The sequence below is a fragment of the Streptomyces sp. WMMB 714 genome (assembly GCF_900090125.1).
GTDB classification, from domain to species: domain Bacteria; phylum Actinomycetota; class Actinomycetes; order Streptomycetales; family Streptomycetaceae; genus Streptomyces; species Streptomyces daqingensis.
The window spans coordinates 113,552-134,900 of sequence record NZ_FMHJ01000001.1 but is presented as its reverse complement, the minus strand read 5'-3'; the positions used below and the strand labels follow the sequence as shown (position 1 = coordinate 134,900).

The following is a 21,349-nucleotide window of genomic DNA, read 5'->3' as shown; positions in this document are numbered from 1 at the left end:
TCAGTCCTCCCTCAGATGGGGGTTGCTCAGCGCGTCGACGCCGAAGTTGACGAGCGTGAAGGAGGTGACCAGCAGCGCCAGCACGAGACCCGGCGCGACCACCCACGCCCACTGCCCGGTCGTCATCGCACCGCCGAGGCTGGCCTGGTTGAGCATCGTGCCCCAGCTGACGGTCTGCGGGTCGCCCAGACCGAGGAACGCCAGCCCCGCCTCCGCGCCGATCGCTCCGAGCGCGGAGCCCATGAACCCGACGACGATCAGCGACATCATGTTGGGCACGATCTCGTACGCGATGATGCGCGCGGTGCTGTCGCCCGCGAACTTGGCGGCCGTGACGTAGTCCCGCGTCCGCAGGGTGATGATCTGGGCGCGCTTGATGCGCGCGCCGTGCGCCCAGCCGGTCACCGTGATCACGGCGATGATCAGCCAGAGCCCCTTCACCGGGGCGTACGCCGCCAGCGTGATCATCAGGGGCAGCACCGGCACGACGAGACCGAGGTTGATGAAGAACGACAGGACCTCGTCCACCACTCCCTGCAGGTAGCCGGCCGTGAGACCGACCGCCACGGCGATCAGCGTGCTCAGCACACCCGCGACCACGCCCACCAGCAGCGAGGTGCGGGCCCCGTGGACGAGCTGGGAGAACACGTCCTCGCCCTGAGCTGTCGTGCCCAGCCAGTGGGCGCCGGAGGGCGCCTCCGACGTCGCGAAGTCCTCCAACCGCGGGTCGTACGGGGCGATGAGCGGAGCGAAGACCGCGACCAGCGTGAACGCCGCGAGCATCAGCAGCCCCACGCGGCACTTTCCGTTGCGCCACAGGATGACGAACCAGCCGGGCATGCGGCGCGACTTGCCGGCGTCGAGCGCCGCGATCCCCACGCTCTCGGTGTCGGCGCCCGGAGCGGGCGCCGCCGCGGTCGCGTTGCCGGGGGCGGTGGTCATGCTGCCTCCTTCCGCCTGACGCGCGGGTCGAGGAATCCGTACGCGACGTCCGCGAGGAAGTTCGCCAGCAGCACGCCGACAGTGGTGAACAGGAACAGGGTCTGCATCAGCGGGAAGTCCTTGTTGGAGACCGCTTCCAGCAACAGCCGCCCCATTCCGGGGTAGTTGAAGATGCTCTCGACGAGCACCGTGCCGCCGAGGATGCTGCCCAGGGCGATCGCGAACCCCGTGACGTTGGGGAGGATGGCGATGCGCGCCCCGTAGGTGAGGGCGATGCGACGCCGCGGGAGGCCCTTCGCGCGGGCCAGCCGCGCGTAGTCCTCGCCGAGGTTCTGCACCATGTTGTTGCGCATCCCGAGGATCCAGCCGATGGGCCCGGTGACGAGCAGCGACACGGCGGGCAGCACGCTGTGCTGGAAGGCGTCGGAGAAGAACAGCCAGGTCCAGCCCGGCTTACTGCCGCCCCCGTAACCGCCGCCCTCCGGGAACCAGTTGAGGGTGATGGCGAAGACGAAGATCAGCAGCAGGCCGATCCAGAAGAACGGCAGCGTGCCGATGAACGTCGACCCGAGGGTGATCAGCGAGTCGGTCCTGCTGTTGCGGCGGTAGGCCGCCCACGCCCCGAGCGCCGTGCCCACGGCGAACGAGATGACCTGGGTGACGCCGACGAGGACCAGGGTCCACGGCATCGCCTCGCTGATCACGTCCGTCACCGAGTACGGGTAGTAGGTGTACGAGACGCCGAAGTGGCCCTGGGCGAGCGCACCGAGGTACTCCCAGTACTGCTGGAGGAGGTTCCCGTCCGGCGTGCCGAGCAACTTCCGTACAGCTGCGAGCTGGGCGGGGTCGACCGCCTCGGTCCTGCTGCTCAGCCGGGCCAGGAGCGCCTCGGCCGGGTCCCCGGGCTCCAGCCGGGGGATGAGGAAGTTGAGCGTGACCGCCGCCCACAGGGTCGCCAGGAAGAAGCCGGCACGCCGGACGAAGAACGCCATGCCACTCAGTCCTTGGCGGGCTTGAGGTGGGTCAGCCAGACGAGGTTGTCGCCGGCGGCCGCGTACGGGTCGTTCTCGTCGGGCCAGCCCTCGGCCTTCGTCGTCTTGTACTGGAACCACTTCGCGCCGTACCAGATCGGGATCACCGGCACGTCGGTCATCATGACGTCGACGAGCCCGGCCACGGCCTGCTTCTGCTTGTCGCGGTCCACCGTGAGGCGCAGCCGGTCCAGCAGCTCGTCCGTCCGCGCGTCCTTCCAGCGCACCGTGTTGCTGGGAGCCTTCTCACCGATGGGGGCGGTCTTCTCGCTGCTCAGCGGATCCGCGAAGTTGGTGTAGTTGTTGCAGGTGCCGGGCAGCACGCCGAACGTCATGTCGTAGTTGCCCGTCGCGCGGTCCTCCTCCTGCGACGTGGGCGTCGGCGTCTCCATGTCCACCTGGAGGCCCAGGGCCTTCATGTTGTCCGTCAGGATCTCGGCGGAGGCCACCCAGTCGTTGTACGAACCGGGGACCTTGAAGCTGAACGAGATGGGCTTGCCGTCCTTGCCCAGCCGCCGTCCCTGCGAGTCGCGCTTGTAGCCGGCCTTGGTGAGGGCGGCGCCCGCCGCCTTCGGGTCGTAGCCGATGCGGCCTTCGTCCGGGAGGCTCCTGGGCAGGAAGTCCTTCTGGCCGGGGACGATGAGGCCGCTCTGGCTGGCGTGCGTGACGTAGCCCAGCTGCGCCTTGCTCACGACCTTCTGGTGGTCGAATGCCTTGGTCAGCGCGCGGCGGAAGCGGACGTCCTTGAAGGGCGCCTTGGTGAGGTTCATGTAGATGCTCACGGCGCCGCCCGGCGCGTACCAGTACTTGTGGTGCTCCGGGTCCCGCTTGACGTACGTCTTCTCGATGTCCGGCACGTACAGGCCCTGCTGGTCGTACTCGCCGCGGCTGAGCTTCAGCTGCTCCACCTGCCCGCCGGCGTCGGTCTTGTTGAAGCGCAGCTCGTTGACCTTGACCTTGTCGGCCTGCCAGTATCGGGGGTTGCGCTCGGTCACCAGCTGCTTCGGGCTGAAGGACTTCATCTTCATCGGGCCCGTGCCGACGGGGTCCTTCGCGTTGGTGAAGGTCGTGGGGTCCTTCACCTTGGACCAGATGTGCTCGGGGACGATGGGTACTTCGTTGATGGCGGTGAAGGAGGAGGCGCCCGGCTCCTTGAAGGTGAAGACGACCTTCTGGCCCTGGGCGTCGACCGACTTCAGGTTCGCCCAGGCGCCCTTGGTGTCCAGGGCCGGGTGCTTCTTGATCATGTCGAAGGTGAAGGCGACGTCCTCAGCGGAGAAAGGCCTGCCGTCGTTCCACTTCACCTTCGGGCGGATGTCGAAGACCAGCGTCTCGGGGTTCTCCCACTCGTAGGCGCTGGCGAGCCACGGCTTCTCCTTGCAGCTGTTGCCCTCGACTATGTAGAGGCGCTCGAAGATGTAGCCGGTCGAGCTGAGCTTCACCGCGTCGAGGAACGGGTTGTAGTTCGGTTTCGGTGCGGCGCCGCCGCCGAAGTCGCCGAAGTTGAGGTAGTCGATCCTGCCGCCGGCGCCGGTCGATTCCCCCGTTCCCTCGGTGCCCGTACAGCCTGAGAGCAGCAGGCTGACAACTGCGGTGCCCGTCACGAGGACGGTGGACGTGCTCCGTGGTCGACTCATCGTCGAGTACCTCCATCGGTGCCACCGGCGGGTTGGGATGCGCCGGCTGTTGTGATCGGTCACGTGCGTGCCGGGGGCCCGCCCGTCGGCGGCGGCGCCCGGTCCCCCCTTCGTGGCAGAGGCAGTTCAGCTGTCACCGCCGGTGATGGCGTCCCGGCCGGTCTCGCCGGAAGGCCCGTCCGGGCAGCCGCACGATCCGCGCAGCACCACGTCCGTCTTCAGGAGGGTGTCGCCGTCCCGCTGCGTGAGCGGAGCGTGCAGCAACCGGGCGGTGGCCGTTGCCAGTTCGCGCACCGGTTGCCGCACCGTCGTCAGGCCCGGCTGGACGAGCGCCGCCATGGGCATGTCGTCGAAGCCGGTGACGGCGATGTCCTCCGGTACGCGCAGGCCGCGGCCGAGCGCGCCGAGGATCAGGCCGAGGGCCGTCTCGTCGTTGGCGCAGACCACGGCGTCCGGAGGTTCCTCCTCCGAGTCGAGGAGCTTCTGCGCGGCGATGGCGCCGTCGGCCTGCGCGAGACCGACGAGCGTGGGCCCGGCCGGCGGCTGCGCGCCCGTCTCGGCGTGGGCGGCGAGGAACGCCTCCCAGCGCGCCGTCACGTCGGGCGACCCCTCGGGGGTGCCGACGAACGCGAGCCTGCGGTAGCCGTGTTCGACGAGGAGGTGCCGGGTCAGGGTGCCCACGGTGCCGCTGTCCGTGCTCACGGACGCGTGGGCCGGGCCCGCCTTGTGGGCCATCACCACCACGCGGATCGTCTGGGAGACGCGTTCGATCATCGCCTCGGAGACCGTCCCTGCGTGGATGGCCATGCCGTCGACCCTGCCCGCGAGGTCGAGGACCTTCGCGTCGGTGTCGGAGCGGTAGTGCGAGGAGAGCAGCAGCACCTGGTCTCCGGTCTCCAGAGCCTCCGACTCGAAGCCCTGGATCAGCTCCGAGAAGTACGGGCCCGACAGCCCGGGGAAGACGAGGCCCAGCGAGCCGTGCCGCTTCTCGGCCAGCGCCCGTCCGAAGTGGTTGGGCCGGTAACCGTGTTCCTCGATGACCCGCATGACCCGCTCGCGGAGCTCGGGCGAGACTTGGGCCGATCCGCGCGAGACGCGCGAGACGGTGGCGGGTGACACGCCGGCCTGCTCGGCCACCCAACGAACGTTCACGCGGCTGTTGCTCATCAGAGAAGCTCCGGATAGGTTCCTGAAACCGGTTTCTTGAGACCGGTTTCAGGAACCTAAGCAGATCCCTTCCGCAGTGGCAAGACCCGAGTACACGCCCCCGGCGCGACCACCCGTTTCGAACCGGACCACGGTGAGGACCCTTTCGTGACCACACCACAGACCGCAGGCCGCCGCACCGCCCGCCCCGAGCAGGCCGAAAGGCCGCCGGCCGGGGAGGTGCGGCTGGAGAGCCGCCGGCTCCTCGTCGACGGGGTGCCGAGAATCCTGATGGCGGGGGAGGTCCACTACTTCCGCCTGCGACGCAGCGACTGGGCCGACCGGCTGGAGAAGCTGGCCGCCGCCGGATGCACCGCGGTGGCAACCTACATCCCGTGGCTGGTGCACGAGACGCCAACCGGCGAAATCGATCTGGACGGCAGCACCAGCGAGTACCGGGACCTCGTCGGGTTCCTCGAACTCGCCGCCGCGAAGGGCCTGTCGGTGATCGCGCGGCCCGGGCCGTTCATCATGGCGGAGCTGAAGAACGAGGGGATCCCCTTCCGCGTCTACCGCGAGCATCCCGGGGCCCGCCCGCTCGGCTGGGACGGCGAACGGGGCCCCACCGAGACCCTCGACTACCTCGATCCGGGCTACCTCGGCCATGTCGAGCGCTGGTACGCCGCCGTCATGCCCGTCCTCGCCGGACACCTCACCACCAGGGGCGGCCCCGTCGCCGCGGTGCAGCTGGACAACGAGGTGGGCATGCTCTCCTGGGTCACCAACACCCCGGAGCTGACGGACAGTTCACTCGCCGCCCTCGCCTCGCGCGCCGAACGGCGCCTCGGCAGGCAGGGCGCCCTGGCCCGGTACGGCGCCGACCCCGGCGACGCGGCGGCGTGGGCGTCGTGGTGGCGCGGCGGCGGAACGCCCGGCGGAACCGAGGCGCAGCAACTCGCCCTCCACCACGAACTCGGCCTCCACCACCGCGAGCGCTACGCGGAGTACGTCCACCGGCTCGGCGACCTCGCCCGCGGACACGGCATCGACGGCGTGCCGTTCCTGGTCAACCTGCACGGAACGGCCGAAGGGCGCGGCCGCACCTTCCCCATCGCGATCAGCCAGCTCTCGGCCGCGTACGCGGGCCGCCCCCAGACCACGTCCGGCTCGGACCACTACATCGGCGAACTGACCGTCGAGAACGTGCCCGACCTGTACGTGATGAACGCCTTCATGGCGGCCGTCCACGACGCCGAACAACCGCTGACCTCACTGGAGTTCGAGGCGGGCACCGGCGACTACGGAGAGGACCTCAGCAGGCTGGTCTCCCCGGAGGCCACGGAGCTCAAGACACGGCTGTGCGTCGCACAGGGCAACCGGCTGATCAACTACTACCTCTTCGCCGGCGGCCACAACCCGCCCCTGGACGAACCCGCCGGCGACGGCAACGACCGCATCGCCTTCACCGGCGAACGCCACGGCTTCGCCGCCCCGCTCGACCCGGAAGGCCGCCCCAGCAGCACCTATGAGGCGACGCGCAGCGCCGTACGGGCCGTCGCCGGCGCCGAGCACCTCCTCGCCGCCATGGACGAGGAACACGACGACGTCGTCCTCGGCTACGTACCCGACCACTACCTCACCGAGTACGCGCACCCGGAGGCACAGGCGCGGCGCCGGCAGGTCGGCGAACTGGAGCGCTTCCGCGGCATGGGCGCCCGGGACGTGCTGGCCCGTGCGCTGCTGCTCGGCGGCCACTCCTTCCGTGCCGTCGACCTCTCCGCCGCGCCCCACTCGGCGGGGGCGCGCCTCGACCCGGAAGGCCCGGCCGTCGCCCTGGCCAGCCCGCCCGTCCTCGGCCGCGAAGTCCAGGAGCGGCTGGCCGCTTTCGTACGGGGCGGCGGACGGCTCCTGCTGCACGGGCTCCTCCCCACGCACGAGGAGGACGGCACGCCCTGCACCACCCTCGCCGACGCGCTGGGGCTCACCGCCGGCGCCATGCTCGACGGCAGCGTCGGCTACTTCCCCTCCGTCCGCGCGACCGGCTGGCTCCCGGAACAGCCGGAGGTGCGGGCCGGGTTCGTGCAGCGGCTGCGGACGGCCCCGGGCCGCACGTCGCAGCCGCTGGCCCTCGACGTCGCCGACGGCTCCCCGGCCGCCGTCGAGGTCACTCTCGACGGCGGCGGCCGGGCGATCGTGGTGGCCTGCGACTACCCCTGCCATCTGACGTTCTGGCGGGGGCTGACGGCCCGCCTCGGCGTGGGCCGCCGCATCACCCTCGACGGGGCGTCACCGGGGCTGGTCGCCACCACCACCGCCGACGGCAGCGGTCAGCGGCTGCTGCACCTCGTCAACGTCGCGCCGTCCGCCCAGACCTTCACGGCCGCGCTCGGGCAGGCGCCGGTGGCAGGCGGCTTCCGCTTCCAGCTGGCGGCCCGCAGCGGCCTGATGCTGCCGCTGGACGTACGGCTGGACGGGGCGGTGCTGCGCTGGTCCACAGCCGAACTGGACGGCGCGGGCGACGGCTCCACCGTGGTGCTGCGGCGCGGAGAAGGCCCGGGCCAGGCGCTGTTGGAGACCGCCAGGGGCGTCACCGCGGACGCCGGCGCCGAAGTGTCGTCCACCGCGGAGGGGCAGCTGGTCAGCTGGCCCGGCGGCAGCCCGGACAGCGCGCTGCGCATCCGGCTCGTGTGACCCGAGGGGCGGTTCAGGGGCGTGCCGAGACGAACAGGCTCTGCACGCCCCGCCCCATGGGGCCGCGCTCGTCGTGGAGCGCGGACTCCGCCATGCCCACCCCGGCTCCGTCGACGCTGGTCGCGGCGTCGACGCACACCCACTCGCCGCACGGATAGCGGTGCAGATGGACCGTCAGGTCCGGGTTGACGAACACGTGCCGCGAGAAGTCCAGCACGTTGCTCACCCCGTTCCCCGAATCCGCGGCGATCAGCACCCTGTCCAGGGGAGCGGCCTCCTCGCCGGCCACCAGCGGCACCCCCATCCGCAGCCAGCACGCCGCCGCCCCCTGCTCGCGGAACGAGCCCGAAGCGAAGCGGAACTCCATGCCCGTGTGGTAGCCCTTCTCCCACGGCACGTCGAAGAACGGCTGTGCTGCACAACTCTCCGGCGGCGCGACCACGGGCCCGCCGACCACCTCGGGCACCGAGTCCGGCTCGGTCCGGATGCGCAACGCCCTCGCCCGCATGACTTCCTGCCCGCCCTCCGGCGTCAGGGTCGCCTCGACCAGCTCCACGCTGCGCCCCTCCCGCAGGACCCGGGTGGCCACCTCCAGCGGCTTCAGGGGGACGGGTCTGGTGATCTCGAACGTGATCCGGGCCAGAAGCATGTCCTCGCGGGCGCCCTCACGCCGCAGCACGGCCCGTCCGAGCAGCGCCGCGGGGGGACCGGCGTGCTGGCTGTCCGCGGCCCAGGGACCGCGGGTGTAACCGCTGGGCACGTACCGCGCCCGCCCGTCCTGCTCGAAGAAGGCCTCGGCGCTGCTCTCCCGCACATCCACTGCTGCTCTCCCGCTCCCGGCGACGCGAATCACCCTACGGGGGCGGGGCGTTCGGCGCCGCACCGCATCCGCACCGCCGCCCGGCGGGCTCCGGGCCGGGCCCGCTCAGGTGCGCTGGAGAGTGGCCCACACGACGGTCACGAGGATGGCCAGCGGCACGGTGATCATGACGAACAGCGCCGGGATGCTGGGGTCCCGCAGACTCCTGCGGCGCCGCCGTCGCGGGGCCTGCCCGGAGGGGGCCGGCGGCGGACCGGTCGTCCCCTGCGGCGTGGGAGCCGGCTGCGCGGGGGCGGAAGGCCGCCCCGGCGTGCCGTTCGAGACGACCCGCTCCCGCACGGCGGACTGGCCCTGCCCGCCGCCGTTCACGGCAGCGGCGGGAGCGGGGGCCGAGGGGCGCACCGTGCCGTCCGCCCGCACGGCCGTCCGGCTGAGCACGAGCGGCTCGCCCGGCGTGGCGACGATCGTCCGGACCCGTGCGGCAGCCGCCTCGCGCGCGGCCCGCTGCTGCGCCTCGGCCTGCCTGCGGGCTTCGGCCTCACGCTGCCGCTCCTGGACCTCCCGCTGCCGCTGCGCTGCGGCGGCGTGCAGCGTCTTCAGCCACTTCTCCCGCGTGTTCTCTGGGAGGTGCTCGGCGATGTGGGTGGCGGGGACGGCAAGGAGCCCGGAGTTGACGGCGATGGTGTGCGCGACGTGGGGGGCGAGACCGGTGTGGGTAGTGAGGGCGTGGGCGATCGCGGTGAGGCTGCGCTGGCGCTGTCCGGCGGTGATGTGCGAGGACGTCAGAGCGTGGTGGAGGAAGGTGCCGGTGTCCTTCTCCAGGCGCTCGATGAGCGCGCTGGTCAGCGCGTGCGGCCCGGTGCCGCCGCAACTGCCTCCGTCCAGCGGGGGGTGGCACTCGCGCAGGGTCCGGTGCAGCTTGTGGAGAGTGTGCTCGTCCAGCGGCGCGGGGTGGGGGCGGTGGTGGAACTGCCACGCGGTCTGGATCAGCGCCGTGGTCTCCTCCTCGGTGCCGGCGCCCGCCATCGCCTGCAGCGCGATCAGCGCCTGGAGAAGGTGGGGGTGGGCGTGGGGGAGGCCCTGCTTGGCGGCGCCGCGCTTGAGGTAGGTGGTCTCGTGTTCGAGGAGGGTCAGCGTCGCGGGCAGCGAATCGGTCAGCTCGCCGGGGGAGTTGAGCAGGACGCTGGTGAGCGCGTCCATGTGCAGCGTGAGGATGTGCGGGGGTGCGCTCTTGGTGACGGTCGCCGTCTGCGCCGGAGGAGTGTGCGCGGCGGCCGACGCGCGCTGGTCGGCTGCCTGGTACGCGTCCCAGTCGTCGGGCGTGCCCGCCCGGTGCAGGGTGAGGATCCGTTTGCTGAAGTCGATCTCGGCGAGTTCCTGGATCTGCGCGGCGGTGTGGTGCCGGTAGAGGGCGTCGGAGCCGAGACGTACCGGCGGGTCCAGTACGAGCCCGCGGTAGTGGTCCTGCAGCTTGTGCCACCAGCTGCGCGTCGAACGGGTCAGGAGCAGAACGCGGATGCGGTGCTGCGGACGCTCGTGCGCGGCGAGGACGGAGAGGAGCTCGTCGACCTGCTTGAGCCGTGTCTCCGCCTCGTCGACGATGATCAGCGCCGGTCTCGTCAGCTGCCGGAACATGCCGTAGGGCGGCGGCTGCTGGGCCGGTGTCCCGGACAGGAACCCCGCGGTCCACGGGATGTCCGCGCTTCCCGGCTGGTGCTCGGCCTCGGGCCGGCGCTCGCTCAGGCGGCGCGCCAGCTCCGCGCCCAGGCGGCTCTTCCCGACACCGGCAGGGCCTTCGACGGCGGCGACGCTCACGCCCTCACGCGTGTGGCACCAGTCGGTGAGCGTGTTGATCTCGGTGTCGAGCCCGATGAAGTCGACGACTTCGGAACGCGGGTCCAGCAAGTAGGAGGCCGCGGCGGCCGGTTGGGGGAGGCTGTCGAAGAGTCCGTCGAGGTCCGCCGCCTCCAGGCGCGGCCGGCTTCCGCAGGCCTCCTCGATGATGTCGCAGAAGCCTCGGTCCTCCAGCAACTGCCGTGCGGGCACGGCCTCGACGCGGCTGTGCAGGCCCGCGCCCGGAGCGTGGGCCACCATGCCCATCAGCAGGTCGGCGCAGAAGACGGCGGCCCCGGACATCCCCTGCCACGGCGAGTACGCCTGGCTGTCCAGGTGCTGGGAGGGCCGCAGCGCGAGGTGCAGCCCGTAGGCGGGGGAGGCGTTGGCCACGGTGTCCATGTCGACGTGGACCGGCGCCTTCAGCGGCTCGGGCCCGCCCGCGTCCGGCCATCCGGCCTGCTCGTCCCGGCGCGCGCCCGACTCGATGGAGCGCATGCCGTTCGGCGCCAGCCCCAGGGCCGAACACTGCGGCGGCGCGACGGGATCGGTGCAGGTCATCTCACCCCACCGCACGGGTGTGAACTCCTGGCCCAGGTCTCTGGGGCGGCAGCGCAGCAGAGCCGCCTCACCGCGCCGCCAGGCCACTTCGGCCTCGGCGCGCGGGCCGGGGCCGCCGGTGCTGAGGACGCGGACGATCCGCGGTTCACCCACTGATTCCGTCGAGGCGGGCTCCACCATGCGGCGGGCGGTGAGGATGACTCCGGGTGCGACGACACAGCCCACGCCCACCCGTCCCGCGTACTCCACCGAAGCTGCGCGATTCCACACCGGTACTGCCCCCTACGCCTCGGGCTGAGCGCTGCGGGCCTCGCGGCCCCGGCGCTGGTCAGCGGCCATGCTCACGGTCGATTCCGGCGGAGCGGCCCCCGTCGGAGGGGGAGCACGCTCCGGCGCACACCAGCGATGCCCTCGCCCTGGCAGTCTTCCGGCTGGTCCTGTCCGTCTTCCTGTTCAGTCGAGGTCATCCGAGTCCGCGGCGCCCGGTCACGCGCGCCCGCCCGCGCGGAGGCTCCCGGACCGCTGGGGCCCGGACGCCGCGGTGAGAGCCCGGTGCACACCGAAGCCGCAGATCACAGACACAGCACTACCACCGCGCGGTCACGCGATGGCCACTTCGTGCGAACTTCGACAAGTCCCCTCCACACATCTTGACGTGGCGCTTCCGCTCTTCCCCGGGCGTGCGCGGGGCCTCGCGCCGCGCCGTCTCCGGACGGGCGGCACCCGCCTTCCCGCCCGTCCGGCTCCGCGACGCTCACCTTCCGGCACGTCCGCTCACCGCCCGCTGTCACGGCGAGCGGCACACGCCCTTACGAAGGGCCCCACCTGGAACGGGACGCCGCACCGCCTGCGGCTTGGCGGTTCGAAGGTGCCGGGCATACGCGGCTGCCGCGAGGACACCCGGGCGGCGCACCGTCCGCACCGCAGAAGGGGGCGACCGCCATGGCGAAGAAGCTCCGCAAGGGCGACCGTGTCAGCTGGAGGAGCCACGGCAGCACAGCCGTCGGAACGGTGAGGAGAAGGCTGACACGGCGCACCCGGGCAGGCGGCAGGACCGTCGACGCCTCCCCGGAGGAACCGCAGTACGAAGTGGAGAGCGAGAAGTCCGGGAACACCGCGGTCCACAAACCGGAATCGCTCGGGAGGAAGGGCCGCTCCTCATGAGCGCGCACCGGACCGGCACCGAACGGGACGAGGTCCTGGCCGACTTCGACGACGCGGTCAACATGAGCGCCGGCGAACTCGAGGGGTGGCTGGCGACGGACGAGTCGTGGAGCGTCGGGCAGCACAAGGAAGGGGAGGAGAGCACCGGCCACGCCTCCGGGCGGCGCATCGTCGAGCTGCTGCGCACCGACCGGAGCTCGCTCAGCGACGACGACCTCGCCCATATGCGGAAGGTCGTCGGCTATGTGCGCAGGCACCTGGGCCAGCCGCCCGCGGGAGACGCCGGCGGCTCGCGGTGGCGCTACTCGCTGATGAACTGGGGCCACGACCCTCAGCGTTGACGGCCGGGCCCCTTCGCTGTCTGTCTACGCCTCCGCTGTCTGTCTACGCCTCCGCTTCGTAGACGCTTTCGCCGCCGACGTAGGTCGCCCGGACGGGGATCGAGGCGATGCTGTGCGGGTCCGCCGTGAGCGGGTCCTCTCCCAGCACGGTGAAGTCGGCGAGGTATCCCGGGACCAGCCTCCCCTTGCGGTCGTCGGTGCCTTCGGCTTCGGCCGAGCCGAGCGTGAAGACGCTCAACGCCTCGCCCGGCGTGACCCGTTGGGAGGGACCGACCGGGACGCCGTCGTCCATGCCCTCCCGGGTGACCATCGACTGGATGCCGCGGAGCGGCTGATACGGGCCGCACGGATAGTCGGAGGAGCCCGCGACGCAGACCCCCGCGTCCAGGAAGGCCCGGTGCGCGAACATGCGTTCCGTACGCTCCGGGCCGTACCAGCGGTTCAGCGAGCCTCCGTGGTAGCCGACGTACCCGGCGAAGGGCACGGCGATGGCCCGCAGGGCGCGCATCCGCTCGACGATGTCCGCGTCGATCACGCTGCAGTGCTCGATCCTGTGCCGCAACTCCGGGCGGGGGGTGCGGCGTTGGGCGTCCTCCATGGCGTCGAGGACGAGACGGATCGCGGCGTCGCCGTTGGCGTGCACGCCGATGCGGTTGCCGTCGGCGTGCACGGTGTGGACCTGCCGCGCCAACTCCTCGGTGGGGGTGGTCTGCAGCCCGTACCCGCCGGAGTCCGCGAACGGCTCGTCGAGCAGGCAGGTGCGTCCCCCGATCGCCCCGTCGACGAACGCCTTGACGCCGACCAGCCGCAGCATGTCGTCGCCGAAGCCGCTGCCGAGACCGAGCGCGCGGGCGGCGCCGTAGTGGTCGATGGACAGCAGCATCCCCACGCGGAGGGTCAGTTGGCCGCTCCGACGGGCCTGGTGCAGCAGATCGGTGTCCTGCGGCGCGATCAGCGCGTCGCACACGGAAGTGAGTCCGGCCGCGTGCCACGACCGCTGCGCGCGCGCCAGGCCCCTCAGCTTGTCCTGGGGCGAACTGGGCTGCAGGGGCGAGGGGTTGCCCCGCGCGGTCGCCGGATACACGACGTTCATCAAGGCGCGCTCGATGAGCCGCCCGTCGAGCCGTCCGTCGGACGAGCGCCCGAACTCGCCGCCCTCGGGGGGAGCCGAGTCCTCGTCGATGTGCAGGGCCCTCAGCGCGGCGGAGTTGGCGACGCCCCAGTGCCCGGCGACCTGCACCACGAGGACGGGATGGTCCGGAGCGGCCGCGTCGAGCTCCCGGCGGGAGAGCGGGCCTGTCTTGGTGTCGTCGTAGCGGCTGCCCCGTATCCACTCGCCGGGCGCCGCCTGCGTGGCTTCGCGGCGGATCTGGGCCAGCAGGTCCGGCACGTCCGCCACCGCGTCGGCGGACAGGTCCAGATGCAGCATGTCCTCGGCGGCTATGGCGAGATGGATGTGGGCGTCGTTGAGGCCCGGCACGATGCACGCGTCGCCGAAGTCGACTTCCCGCGCGCCGGGGAAGCGGTCACGCAGGGCGGACACGGACCCGGTGGCCCGTATCCGCCCGTCCGCGACGGCCAGGGCCTCCGGCTCGCTTCCCGCGTGCCCCTGAGCGACGATGCGGGCGGCCCGGTAGAGCACGGGCGTGGTCTCGTCCATCACGAAGTCTCCCCGGATGTCGAGGCGGTGGCCCCGCCCTTGGCCGGCGCCGCCGCGGCCGGGCGGCCGGTCCCGGGCCGCAGCCGCGAGACAGCGCAGGCGACCGCGAGGTTGGCGCCGAGAGCGATGATGCCGCCGTTGACGCCGTTCCACGGGTCGTTGCCCGAAGCCCACAGCGCGGTCATGACCGCGAGGCCGACGAGGGTTCCGGCACCCGCGGCGAGAGTGGTCATCCGTCGCCAGTACAGCCCCAGCAGGACCGCGGGCACCAGCTGGGCGAGGCCCTCGTAGGACAGGACCGACAGCTCCACGAGGGTGTTGGGGAAGAACAGCGCCCCCGCGAGGGCCACCAGGCCGGCCAGGAGGCAGACGAGCTGCGAGAGCCGCTTCGTCCGCACGTCGTCGGCGGGGGCTCGGCCCGTGCGGCGGCTGCGGGGGTCCGCGCCGTTTCCGCCGCCCAGCAGCGTCCGGCCCCACAGCGTGCCGATGGACAGCATGAACACACTCATCGGCACGATCGCCGAGAGCGCCCCGGCCACGCCGATCACGGCCACGAGCGGTGCCGGCAGCGACTCGGTGACGAGGGAGAACAGCGCCAGGTCGGGATTGTCGAGGTTCGGGATCACGAACAGCGCCGTCGCCCCGACCATCATCGGGATGAACAGCAGCAGCTGGTACCACGGCAGCAGAAGCGCGTTGCGGCGCAGCGCGTTCGGTGACTTGGCGCTGAGGTATCCGGCCACCGTCGTCGGGAAGATCGTGATGGTCACCGCGTTCAGCAGCAGGGTGCTGATGAACCACGTGCCGTCCAGGCCGCCCGAGTCGTGGCCCGGGAAGGTCAGCCACTCCGGCTTCTCGGAGACCATCCGCTGCATGAAGTCGCCGACGCCGTCCACGTAATGCATGGGCACGTACACCGCGAGGAACGCCACGGCCGCGATCACCAGGACGTCTTTGAGCGCGCTCACCCACGCCGAACCGCGCAGCCCCGAGACCAGGATGAAGACCTCCGCGACCACGAAGGAGATCACCGCGGCGACCCGCAGGTCGACGCTCCCGTACGTCATGGCGTTGACCACGAGGCCCATGCCCTGAATCTGCACCTGGATGTAGGGGACGATGAAGACGGTCGCCACGACGGCGACGAGAATCCCCAACGGCCGGGAACGGAAGCGGTGTTCGGCCATGTCCGCGATGGAGATCAGGCGGTGCCGGCTCGCGTACGTCCACAGCGCGGGCCCCACCACGTACGCCACGGCGAAGCCGGTGGTCAGATACGCCACCAGATAGAGGATCGGAACCCCGAAGGAGAACGACCACCCCGCGGTCCCCAGGAACGAGAAGCTGGTGTAGGTCTCGCCCGCCATCAGCAGCCAGATGAACAGCACGCCCAGGCCGCGGCTGGAGACCGACCACTCGGCGAGCCCCTTGTCCCGGCCGCGGGCACTCAGCAGCCCCACGGCGATGGTGGCGATCATCGCCACCGCGAATATCGACGTCGCGATCGTCGCGGAGGAGCTCATCGCGCACCCCCTTCGCCCTCGGCGCCGTCCTGGCCGCCCGCGTCCCCGCCGAGCGGGTGGTCGTCGACCGGGACCGGCTCGATCGCCCCCGTCCGGTAGGCAGGATCGAGCCGCGCGACGGCCCAGATGACGAGCGGGGAGATCACCGTCGCGGCGATGATCCACGCCAGCAGGAACGGCACGCCCAGGATGCGCGGCTCGATGCTGTTGGCCACCAGGGGCGCCGCGCAGTACAGCACGGCGGGCACCAGCAGCAGCCACAGCATCCGCCGGCGCGGCGCCACCGTGGGCAGCGCGTCGAAGGAGGACGAACCTGGCTCCTGCGGGAGCGGCGGGGACTCCTGCCCGCCCTGAGAGGGGCTCTCGGACATGTGGCTCCTTGATGTGCTCGGTGCTCGGTGCTCGGTGCTCGTGCGCTGTGCTTCCGTGCTGGGTCGCTCCGCTCGCGGCCAGGTGCTCGCCGCGGCTCTCGCCGTGGAGCTCGGCGCCGGTCGCCGGGCGTCCGCCGCCGGGGCGTCCGCTCAGCTCACACGGACGGGTCGTAGCGGCCGTCGACCGCGGTCCACCCTCCGTCCACGGTCAGTACGCTGCCGGTGACGTACGTGGAGGCGTCGGAGACGAGGTAGGTCACGGCACCCGCGATCTCGTCGGCGCCGGCCCAACGCCGCAACGCGGAGGCCCGGGCGTACGCGTCGTACCACTGCGGGTCGTCCGCGATCTGATCGGTCAGCGGTGTACGGACGACCCCGGGCGCCACCGCGTTGAACCGCACGCCGCTGGGCCCCCACTCCGCGGCGGCCGTGCGCAGCAGCTGCACCAGCCCGGCCTTCGACGCGGCGTACACGCTCTGCCCGGCCTCCACCTGGAAGGCGCGCATCGACGACATCCCCACGACGCTGCCGCGCCCGCGCTCGGCCATGCCGGGCGCCGCCGCCTGCACGAGAGTCAGGTACGCACGCAGGTTCAGCGCGAGGACCTTGTCGAAGTCGGAGGCCGTGTAGTCGCTGATCCGCTTGCGCACGTTCGCGCCCACGGTCACCACGAGACCGTCCAGCTCCCCCCACTCCCGTACGGCCTCGCGCACCGCCTCCCCGTCCAGGACGTCGAGGTGGTGCGTGCTCACCCGGCCGGTGGACGCACCCGGGGCCGGCGCCTCGAGCGAAGCGAGCCGCGCTGTCTCGGCCGCCCCTTCCTCGTCCCGGTCCGCGACGAGCACCTCGGCGCCGTGCGCCGCGAGGGCCCGCGCCGACTCCCGGCCGATGCCGCTCCCTCCGCCGACCACCGCGACCCGGCGGCCGTCCAGCCGGAACAGGCCCGCGTAGCCCGCAGGCGTCCGCTGTTCCTCCGGCATGCGCTGTCCCGCCGTCATCGCCGGATCACCGCCATGCGTGTCACCGTCATCTCCTCGATGGCGAACCGCGGGCCTTCGCGGCCCGTTCCCGAGTCCTTCACTCCGCCGTAGGGCGCGATGTCGCAGCGGTAGCCCGGGACGTCGTTGACGACGACGCCGCCGACCTCCAGCTCCTCCACGGCGTCGAAGGCCGTGCCCAGGTCCCGGGTGAAGACCGCGGCGTGCAGCCCGTAGCGGCTGGCGTTGACCGTCGCGTACGCCGCCGCGAGGTCCGGCACCGCGCGCAGGCACACCACCGGCCCGAAGATCTCCTCGTCCCACGCCGGCTGGCCGTCGGGCACCCCCGTCAGCAGTGCCGGAGTGAGACAGCGCCCCTCGCGCGTCCCGCCGTGCACCAGGCGCGCACCCGCCGCGCGGGCCTCCTCGATCCACCGCCCTACCCGCTCCGTCGCCGCCTCGTCGATCAGGGCGGACACGCGGGTCTCCTCGGCCCGCGGATCACCGACGAGGACCTGCGGCAGCCGCTCCGTGATCTTCCGCTCCAGCTCCGCCGCGACGTCCTCGACGGCGATCACGCGCTGGACGGCGATGCACGCCTGCCCGGACGCGTAGTACCCGCCGCGCACGACGGCGTCGGCCGCCGCGTCCAGGTCGGCGTCCGCCGCCACCACCAGCGCGGCGTTGGAGCCCAGTTCGAGGACGACCTTCCGCGGCGCCGCCTCCCGGGCGATGAGGTGCCCGATCCCGGCCGACCCCGTGAAGGAGACCGCCGCGACGTGCGGATGCGTCGTCAGGGTCCGGCCCACCCCGGCGTCGCCGGTGACCATCTGCACCGCACCGGCCGGCGCCCCCGCCGCCTCCAGCTGCTCCCGCACGAGCCGCACCAGCCACAGCGTGGCCAGCGGCGTCGCGGGGGCCGGCTTGACGATGACGGGGCAGCCCGCCGCCAGGGCCGGAGCGATCTTGTGGGACGCGAGCATCATCGGGTAGTTGAACCCGGTCACGCCCACGACCACTCCGACCGGCCGCCGCGTCCAGAACCCCGTCATCCCGTCGCCGGAGGGCAGCAGGTCCAAGGGGACCGTCTCCCCGCGCGTGCGCGAGACCTCGTCGGCAGTGGCCTCCCACGTCGCCACCGCCCGCAGCACCTCGGTACGGCAGTCCGTCCGCGGCTTGCCCGTCTCCAGGACGAGCAGATCCTCCATGGGACCGGCCGCTTCCCGCAGGGCGTCGGCGACTCCGAGCAGCACCCGGCGCCGTACCCGGGAGGGCAGCGCCCCGACCTGCTTGCGCAGCGCCGCGGCATGCTCGGCGGCCCGGTGCGCTGCCGCCTCGTCGCCCAGGGGGGAGCGGGCGATCTCGGTGCCGTCGTAGGGGAAGTGGACGGGCTGCGAGCCGTCGGTGGCCACCAGGGCCTCTCCGACGGGCAGTCCCGCCGTGAGATCCGCGGGGACCCCGGGCAGAGCGGAGACGGTGCCCGCTTCCGAGGGGGAGTGTGCCGCGGCGGTCACCGGGCCGCCCCGCCGGTCAGGAACTGACGGGCGGCGTTCGCGTAGACCCTTGCGTACGCCCCGATCTCGGCCACCTCCACGAACTCGTCCTTCTGGTGCGCGATCCACTTCCCGCCCGGGCCGTAGACCACGGTCGGCAGGCCCGCGTCGCGGGTGAGGATCGTCCCGTCGGTGGTTCCGGGAACGGCGCCGTACGCCGGCGGTACGCCGTGCTCGCCGAGGTGCGCGGCGACGAGGGCCGTGACGACGGGGTGGTCCTGTGCCACCTCCACGGCAGGCCGGTCGTCGACGACGGTCGTTTCCACGGTGACGCCGGCAGTGGCCGCGGCCTCCTCGGCGGCCTCCCGGATACGGCCCGTCAGCTCCGCGTGGTCGGTGCCGGGGATCGTGCGGACGTCGACGCCCACCAGGCCGTGCGCCGGGATGACGTTGAGCTGCGCCGCGTCCCCGGCCTGCAGCACCGTCGGCGTGACGGTCACCGCACCGGCGTGCGGGTGCGTGCCCCAGCGCCCGACGGCCCATTCCTCCACGCCGGCGAGGGCCTCGATGATCCGCGCGCCCGCCAGCAGAGGGGACTTGGCCTCCTGCGGCATCGCTCCGTGCGCCATCACCCCCGTCAGCTCCAGCCGCAGCCGGATGCCGCCGCGTGCGGAGGTGCACACCTCGTACCCCTCGGGTTCGCAGACGATGACCCCGTCCACGCCGGCCGCCGCCGGGGAGGCCGAGAACGCCTTGGCGCCGAGCATCATCCCTTCCTCGTCGCACAGGACGCCCAGGACGACCCGTCCGGGGAAGGGCCCGGCCAGCTGGAGCGCGCGCACGCCGTGGACCATCGCCGCCAGACCGGACTTCATGTCCGCCGAGCCGCGGCCCCACAGCTTCCCATCGCGGATCTCCCCGCCGTAGGGGTCGGTGCTCCAGTCCGCGCTGTCGCCCTCGGTGACGACGTCCGTGTGCCCCTCGAACATCAGCGTCGGCCCGTCGCCGCCACCGCCCTCGACGACGGCGACGAGGTTCTGCCTGCCGGGGGCCACCTCGACCACTTCGTGCTGCCAGCCGAACTCGGTGAACAGCCGGGCGAGCAGCCGGACGGCCGGGCCCTCGACCTCCTCCGCGTCGGCGACGGTGCGCAGCCGCACCAGGTCGCGGGTGAGCTCCACGGCCGCGTCCGCGTCGACCACGAGGTCGCGCGGCGGGGCACCCGATTCGGAATGCATAGACAAGCCTCTCCCACAGCCCTTTGCCGGCCTTCTCCACCAGGCCAGGTGACTGGTCAGACCAGTTGATTTCCCGTACTCTCCTAGCGCGCTGACGCGTTGGTCAAGGGGGAGGGCGCCGCAGGCACCGGAATCTGCTTCCGGCATGGTGTCCGCAGACCACGGGCGAGGCGGAAGAGCCGAGCCGGAGCGACGACATGGGCGACGACAAGAGGGGCGTGCGGTGGCTGCTGGGGGAGTGCCGTTCCAGCCGGTGAGAGCGGTGCGCGCTTACGAGCGCGTCGCGGAGGAGATCGAGAACAGGATCGTCAGCGGAGTGCTGCCTCCCGGCTCGCGCCTGCCGGGGGAACGGGAACTCGTCTCGCAGTTCGGCGTCGGTCGCTCCACCGTGCGCGAGGCGCTGCGGGTCCTGGAATCGGGCGGCCTCGTACGCTCCCGGCCCGGCGACCCGCTCGGCGTGGAAGTCCTCGGCGTCTCCTCGGAGGGCCTCACCCGCGCCATGGGCAGGCTGACGCGCTCCCGAGTGGCGTCGGTGGGGGAGCTGATCCAGTTCCGGATGGTGCTGGACGGCGAGAGCAACCGGCTCGCGGCCTGCCTGCGGCAGGAAAGCGACCTGGAACGGATGGCCGAGCAGATCGCCCGCATGGAAGAGCTGAGCTCGGTGGGACTGCGCGCCTTCAGCGAGGCGGACGCCCTCTTCCACCAGGCCGTCGCCGAAGCGAGCGGCAACGCGCTGCTGGGATTGTGCGCACGTGCCGTGCACGAGGCGGTGGTGGGCGTGATCGAGCAGAAGATCGCCGCGGTCTCGGACGCGGGCGCGTGGATGGAGCGTTCCGTGGCCCACCACCGACGCGTACTGGAAGCGATCCGGGCCGGAGACGGCGAGGGCGCCGCGCGCCTGGGACGAGAGGCGCTGTTCGACTACTACGCGGACCTCGTGGGGGAGGGCGACCGGCGGCTGCTGAAGGCGGCGCTGGGCTAGGGCGTGTCTCAAAGTCCCGTCTGGGACGCGGTGTCTGGCACGCACGCTGGCTGCGTTGTCGGTCGTCGGCGCAGCCCGCTGCGCTCTCCTCCCTCCGCCTTGCGATCGCACGCACCAGACGCCGCGTCCCCCGGCCTACGGCCGGACGACGCTACTTTGAGACACGCCCTAGGTGTATTGGTCACGAGCGTTGTTGACGCTCGTGACCAATACACCTAGCCGGACCGGCCGTCCACCGGCGGAGGCCCCGTCCGGTCAGAGCCTGCCGAAGAGGACGCCGCGCCAGGTCCATCCCGCCGAGAGGACCGTGTCCCGGAGAACTCCCCGCAGTTCCGCGCGGTCGAAGCGGAAGGTCTCCGTGGCTTCGCCGCCGCCGTCGGCTCTTCGAACTGTCAGTTGGCGTGAGACCGACCGTGCGGGACCGCGGGTGTACGTGGCGGACACCTGCGTCCCGCCCACCCGTTTCACCTCCGACTGCTCTTCCAGGGCGCGGACTTCGCGCCGCGCCGCAACGAGACGCATCCGTATGCGCACCGTGTGGCGGACCTCGCCGCGGGCGGAGAACAGCCCCAGGGGCAGACGTGATCGCAGACCTGCCACTCCGCGATCACGTCTGCCCCCTCCGGGGTGCCGTCTTTGACGGCATAAGCGGGGTGGGTGGCGTCGAGATCGAGCAGCATCGCCCGCACGTCCTCGGCCGAGCGGGGCGCGACGCCGCTGCTGGGGCGTCTGGTGCCGGTCAGTTTGTCGAGGAGGCTCATCGTGCCAGGCTATCCGCGGCTGTTGGGCACCAGCTTCGCCGCTGGAAAGCGGTGTGGACGCGAGTACGCGTACGGCCTCCAGGACCGGCGTGCGTGCGCGAACTCGCAGAGGGCGACGCCGTGTTGCATCCGAGTGTGGTCAACGCCGGTCCGGGGGACGCAAGTCCGGCACGTCCCG

General features: G+C 72.1%; 18 protein-coding genes. 4 read left to right on the top strand and 14 right to left on the bottom strand.

Features of this window, described 5'->3' with window-relative positions:
• The 4 genes from H181DRAFT_RS00395 to H181DRAFT_RS00380 all read right to left on the bottom strand — a co-directional run bounded on the left by H181DRAFT_RS00395 (window position 1) and on the right by H181DRAFT_RS00380 (window position 4,777).
• Window positions 1-942: an ABC transporter permease gene (locus tag H181DRAFT_RS00395; RefSeq protein WP_078895387.1), complete on the bottom strand. Its 942-nt coding sequence runs from the start codon at window positions 940-942 to the stop codon at window positions 1-3.
• Window positions 939-1,934, bottom strand: coding sequence for an ABC transporter permease (locus tag H181DRAFT_RS00390; RefSeq protein ID WP_045862127.1), 996 nt, complete (start codon window positions 1,932-1,934; stop codon window positions 939-941). Before H181DRAFT_RS00390 ends, H181DRAFT_RS00395 begins: the two co-directional genes overlap by 4 nt.
• Before the next feature lie 5 nt (window positions 1,935-1,939).
• On the bottom strand, window positions 1,940-3,610 hold the full coding sequence (locus H181DRAFT_RS00385; RefSeq protein ID WP_045862126.1) for an ABC transporter substrate-binding protein: 1,671 nt from the start codon (window positions 3,608-3,610) through the stop codon (window positions 1,940-1,942).
• 126 nt (window positions 3,611-3,736) lie between these two features.
• On the bottom strand, window positions 3,737-4,777 hold the full coding sequence (locus H181DRAFT_RS00380; RefSeq protein WP_045862125.1) for a LacI family DNA-binding transcriptional regulator: 1,041 nt from the start codon (window positions 4,775-4,777) through the stop codon (window positions 3,737-3,739).
• Window positions 4,778-4,924: 147 nt separating this feature from the next.
• On the opposite strand from H181DRAFT_RS00380, the gene H181DRAFT_RS00375 reads away from it, so the two are divergent.
• The gene (locus H181DRAFT_RS00375) at window positions 4,925-7,447 is read left to right on the top strand and encodes a beta-galactosidase (RefSeq protein WP_199810790.1); all 2,523 of its coding nucleotides are present in this window, start codon (window positions 4,925-4,927) and stop codon (window positions 7,445-7,447) included.
• A gap of 13 nt (window positions 7,448-7,460) precedes the next feature.
• On the opposite strand, the gene H181DRAFT_RS00370 is transcribed toward H181DRAFT_RS00375, so the two are convergent.
• Both H181DRAFT_RS00370 and H181DRAFT_RS00365 read right to left on the bottom strand, forming a co-directional pair.
• Complete coding sequence (locus H181DRAFT_RS00370; protein WP_045862124.1) at window positions 7,461-8,267, bottom strand: thioesterase family protein; 807 nt, start codon at window positions 8,265-8,267, stop codon at window positions 7,461-7,463.
• Window positions 8,268-8,372: 105 nt separating this feature from the next.
• Window positions 8,373-10,910 (bottom strand): ATP-binding protein, encoded by a 2,538-nt coding sequence (locus H181DRAFT_RS00365; RefSeq protein ID WP_045862123.1) that lies wholly within the window; start codon window positions 10,908-10,910, stop codon window positions 8,373-8,375.
• 693 nt (window positions 10,911-11,603) lie between these two features.
• Between H181DRAFT_RS00365 and H181DRAFT_RS00360 the strand changes: the two genes are divergently transcribed.
• Together H181DRAFT_RS00360 and H181DRAFT_RS00355 are read left to right on the top strand one after the other, a co-directional pair.
• Window positions 11,604-11,825, top strand: a complete 222-nt coding sequence (locus H181DRAFT_RS00360; protein ID WP_045862122.1) for a hypervirulence associated TUDOR domain-containing protein — start codon at window positions 11,604-11,606, stop codon at window positions 11,823-11,825.
• Window positions 11,822-12,166 carry a DUF3140 domain-containing protein gene (locus H181DRAFT_RS00355; protein ID WP_045862121.1) on the top strand — a complete coding sequence of 115 codons (345 nt, stop codon included), beginning with the start codon at window positions 11,822-11,824 and terminating at the stop codon, window positions 12,164-12,166. The genes H181DRAFT_RS00360 and H181DRAFT_RS00355 overlap by 4 nt, the downstream gene beginning before the upstream one ends.
• A gap of 43 nt (window positions 12,167-12,209) precedes the next feature.
• Here the strand turns inward: H181DRAFT_RS00355 and H181DRAFT_RS00350 are convergent, their stop codons facing one another.
• The 6 genes from H181DRAFT_RS00350 to H181DRAFT_RS00325 form a co-directional block, all read right to left on the bottom strand.
• Window positions 12,210-13,826: an amidohydrolase gene (locus tag H181DRAFT_RS00350; protein ID WP_052708382.1), complete on the bottom strand. Its 1,617-nt coding sequence runs from the start codon at window positions 13,824-13,826 to the stop codon at window positions 12,210-12,212.
• Window positions 13,826-15,349: a sodium:solute symporter family protein gene (locus H181DRAFT_RS00345; protein WP_045862120.1), complete on the bottom strand. Its 1,524-nt coding sequence runs from the start codon at window positions 15,347-15,349 to the stop codon at window positions 13,826-13,828. Before H181DRAFT_RS00345 ends, H181DRAFT_RS00350 begins: the two co-directional genes overlap by 1 nt.
• Window positions 15,346-15,720, bottom strand: a complete 375-nt coding sequence (locus H181DRAFT_RS00340) for a DUF3311 domain-containing protein (RefSeq protein ID WP_078895386.1) — start codon at window positions 15,718-15,720, stop codon at window positions 15,346-15,348. The genes H181DRAFT_RS00345 and H181DRAFT_RS00340 overlap by 4 nt, the downstream gene beginning before the upstream one ends.
• A gap of 155 nt (window positions 15,721-15,875) precedes the next feature.
• The gene (locus tag H181DRAFT_RS00335; RefSeq protein WP_045862491.1) at window positions 15,876-16,700 is read right to left on the bottom strand and encodes an SDR family NAD(P)-dependent oxidoreductase; all 825 of its coding nucleotides are present in this window, start codon (window positions 16,698-16,700) and stop codon (window positions 15,876-15,878) included.
• Between the two features lie 14 nt (window positions 16,701-16,714).
• The gene (locus H181DRAFT_RS00330) at window positions 16,715-18,211 is read right to left on the bottom strand and encodes an aldehyde dehydrogenase family protein (protein ID WP_254666651.1); all 1,497 of its coding nucleotides are present in this window, start codon (window positions 18,209-18,211) and stop codon (window positions 16,715-16,717) included.
• The gene (locus H181DRAFT_RS00325; protein WP_045862119.1) at window positions 18,208-19,428 is read right to left on the bottom strand and encodes a M20 family metallopeptidase; all 1,221 of its coding nucleotides are present in this window, start codon (window positions 19,426-19,428) and stop codon (window positions 18,208-18,210) included. Before H181DRAFT_RS00325 ends, H181DRAFT_RS00330 begins: the two co-directional genes overlap by 4 nt.
• Before the next feature lie 223 nt (window positions 19,429-19,651).
• Between H181DRAFT_RS00325 and H181DRAFT_RS00320 the strand changes: the two genes are divergently transcribed.
• Window positions 19,652-20,410, top strand: a complete 759-nt coding sequence (locus H181DRAFT_RS00320) for a FadR/GntR family transcriptional regulator (protein ID WP_254666650.1) — start codon at window positions 19,652-19,654, stop codon at window positions 20,408-20,410.
• A gap of 255 nt (window positions 20,411-20,665) precedes the next feature.
• On the opposite strand, the gene H181DRAFT_RS30205 is transcribed toward H181DRAFT_RS00320, so the two are convergent.
• Both H181DRAFT_RS30205 and H181DRAFT_RS30200 read right to left on the bottom strand, forming a co-directional pair.
• Window positions 20,666-20,869, bottom strand: a complete 204-nt coding sequence (locus H181DRAFT_RS30205) for a hypothetical protein (RefSeq protein WP_368073243.1) — start codon at window positions 20,867-20,869, stop codon at window positions 20,666-20,668.
• Between the two features lie 5 nt (window positions 20,870-20,874).
• The gene (locus tag H181DRAFT_RS30200; protein WP_368073242.1) at window positions 20,875-21,171 is read right to left on the bottom strand and encodes a hypothetical protein; all 297 of its coding nucleotides are present in this window, start codon (window positions 21,169-21,171) and stop codon (window positions 20,875-20,877) included.
• Window positions 21,172-21,349: the final 178 nt, after the last annotated feature.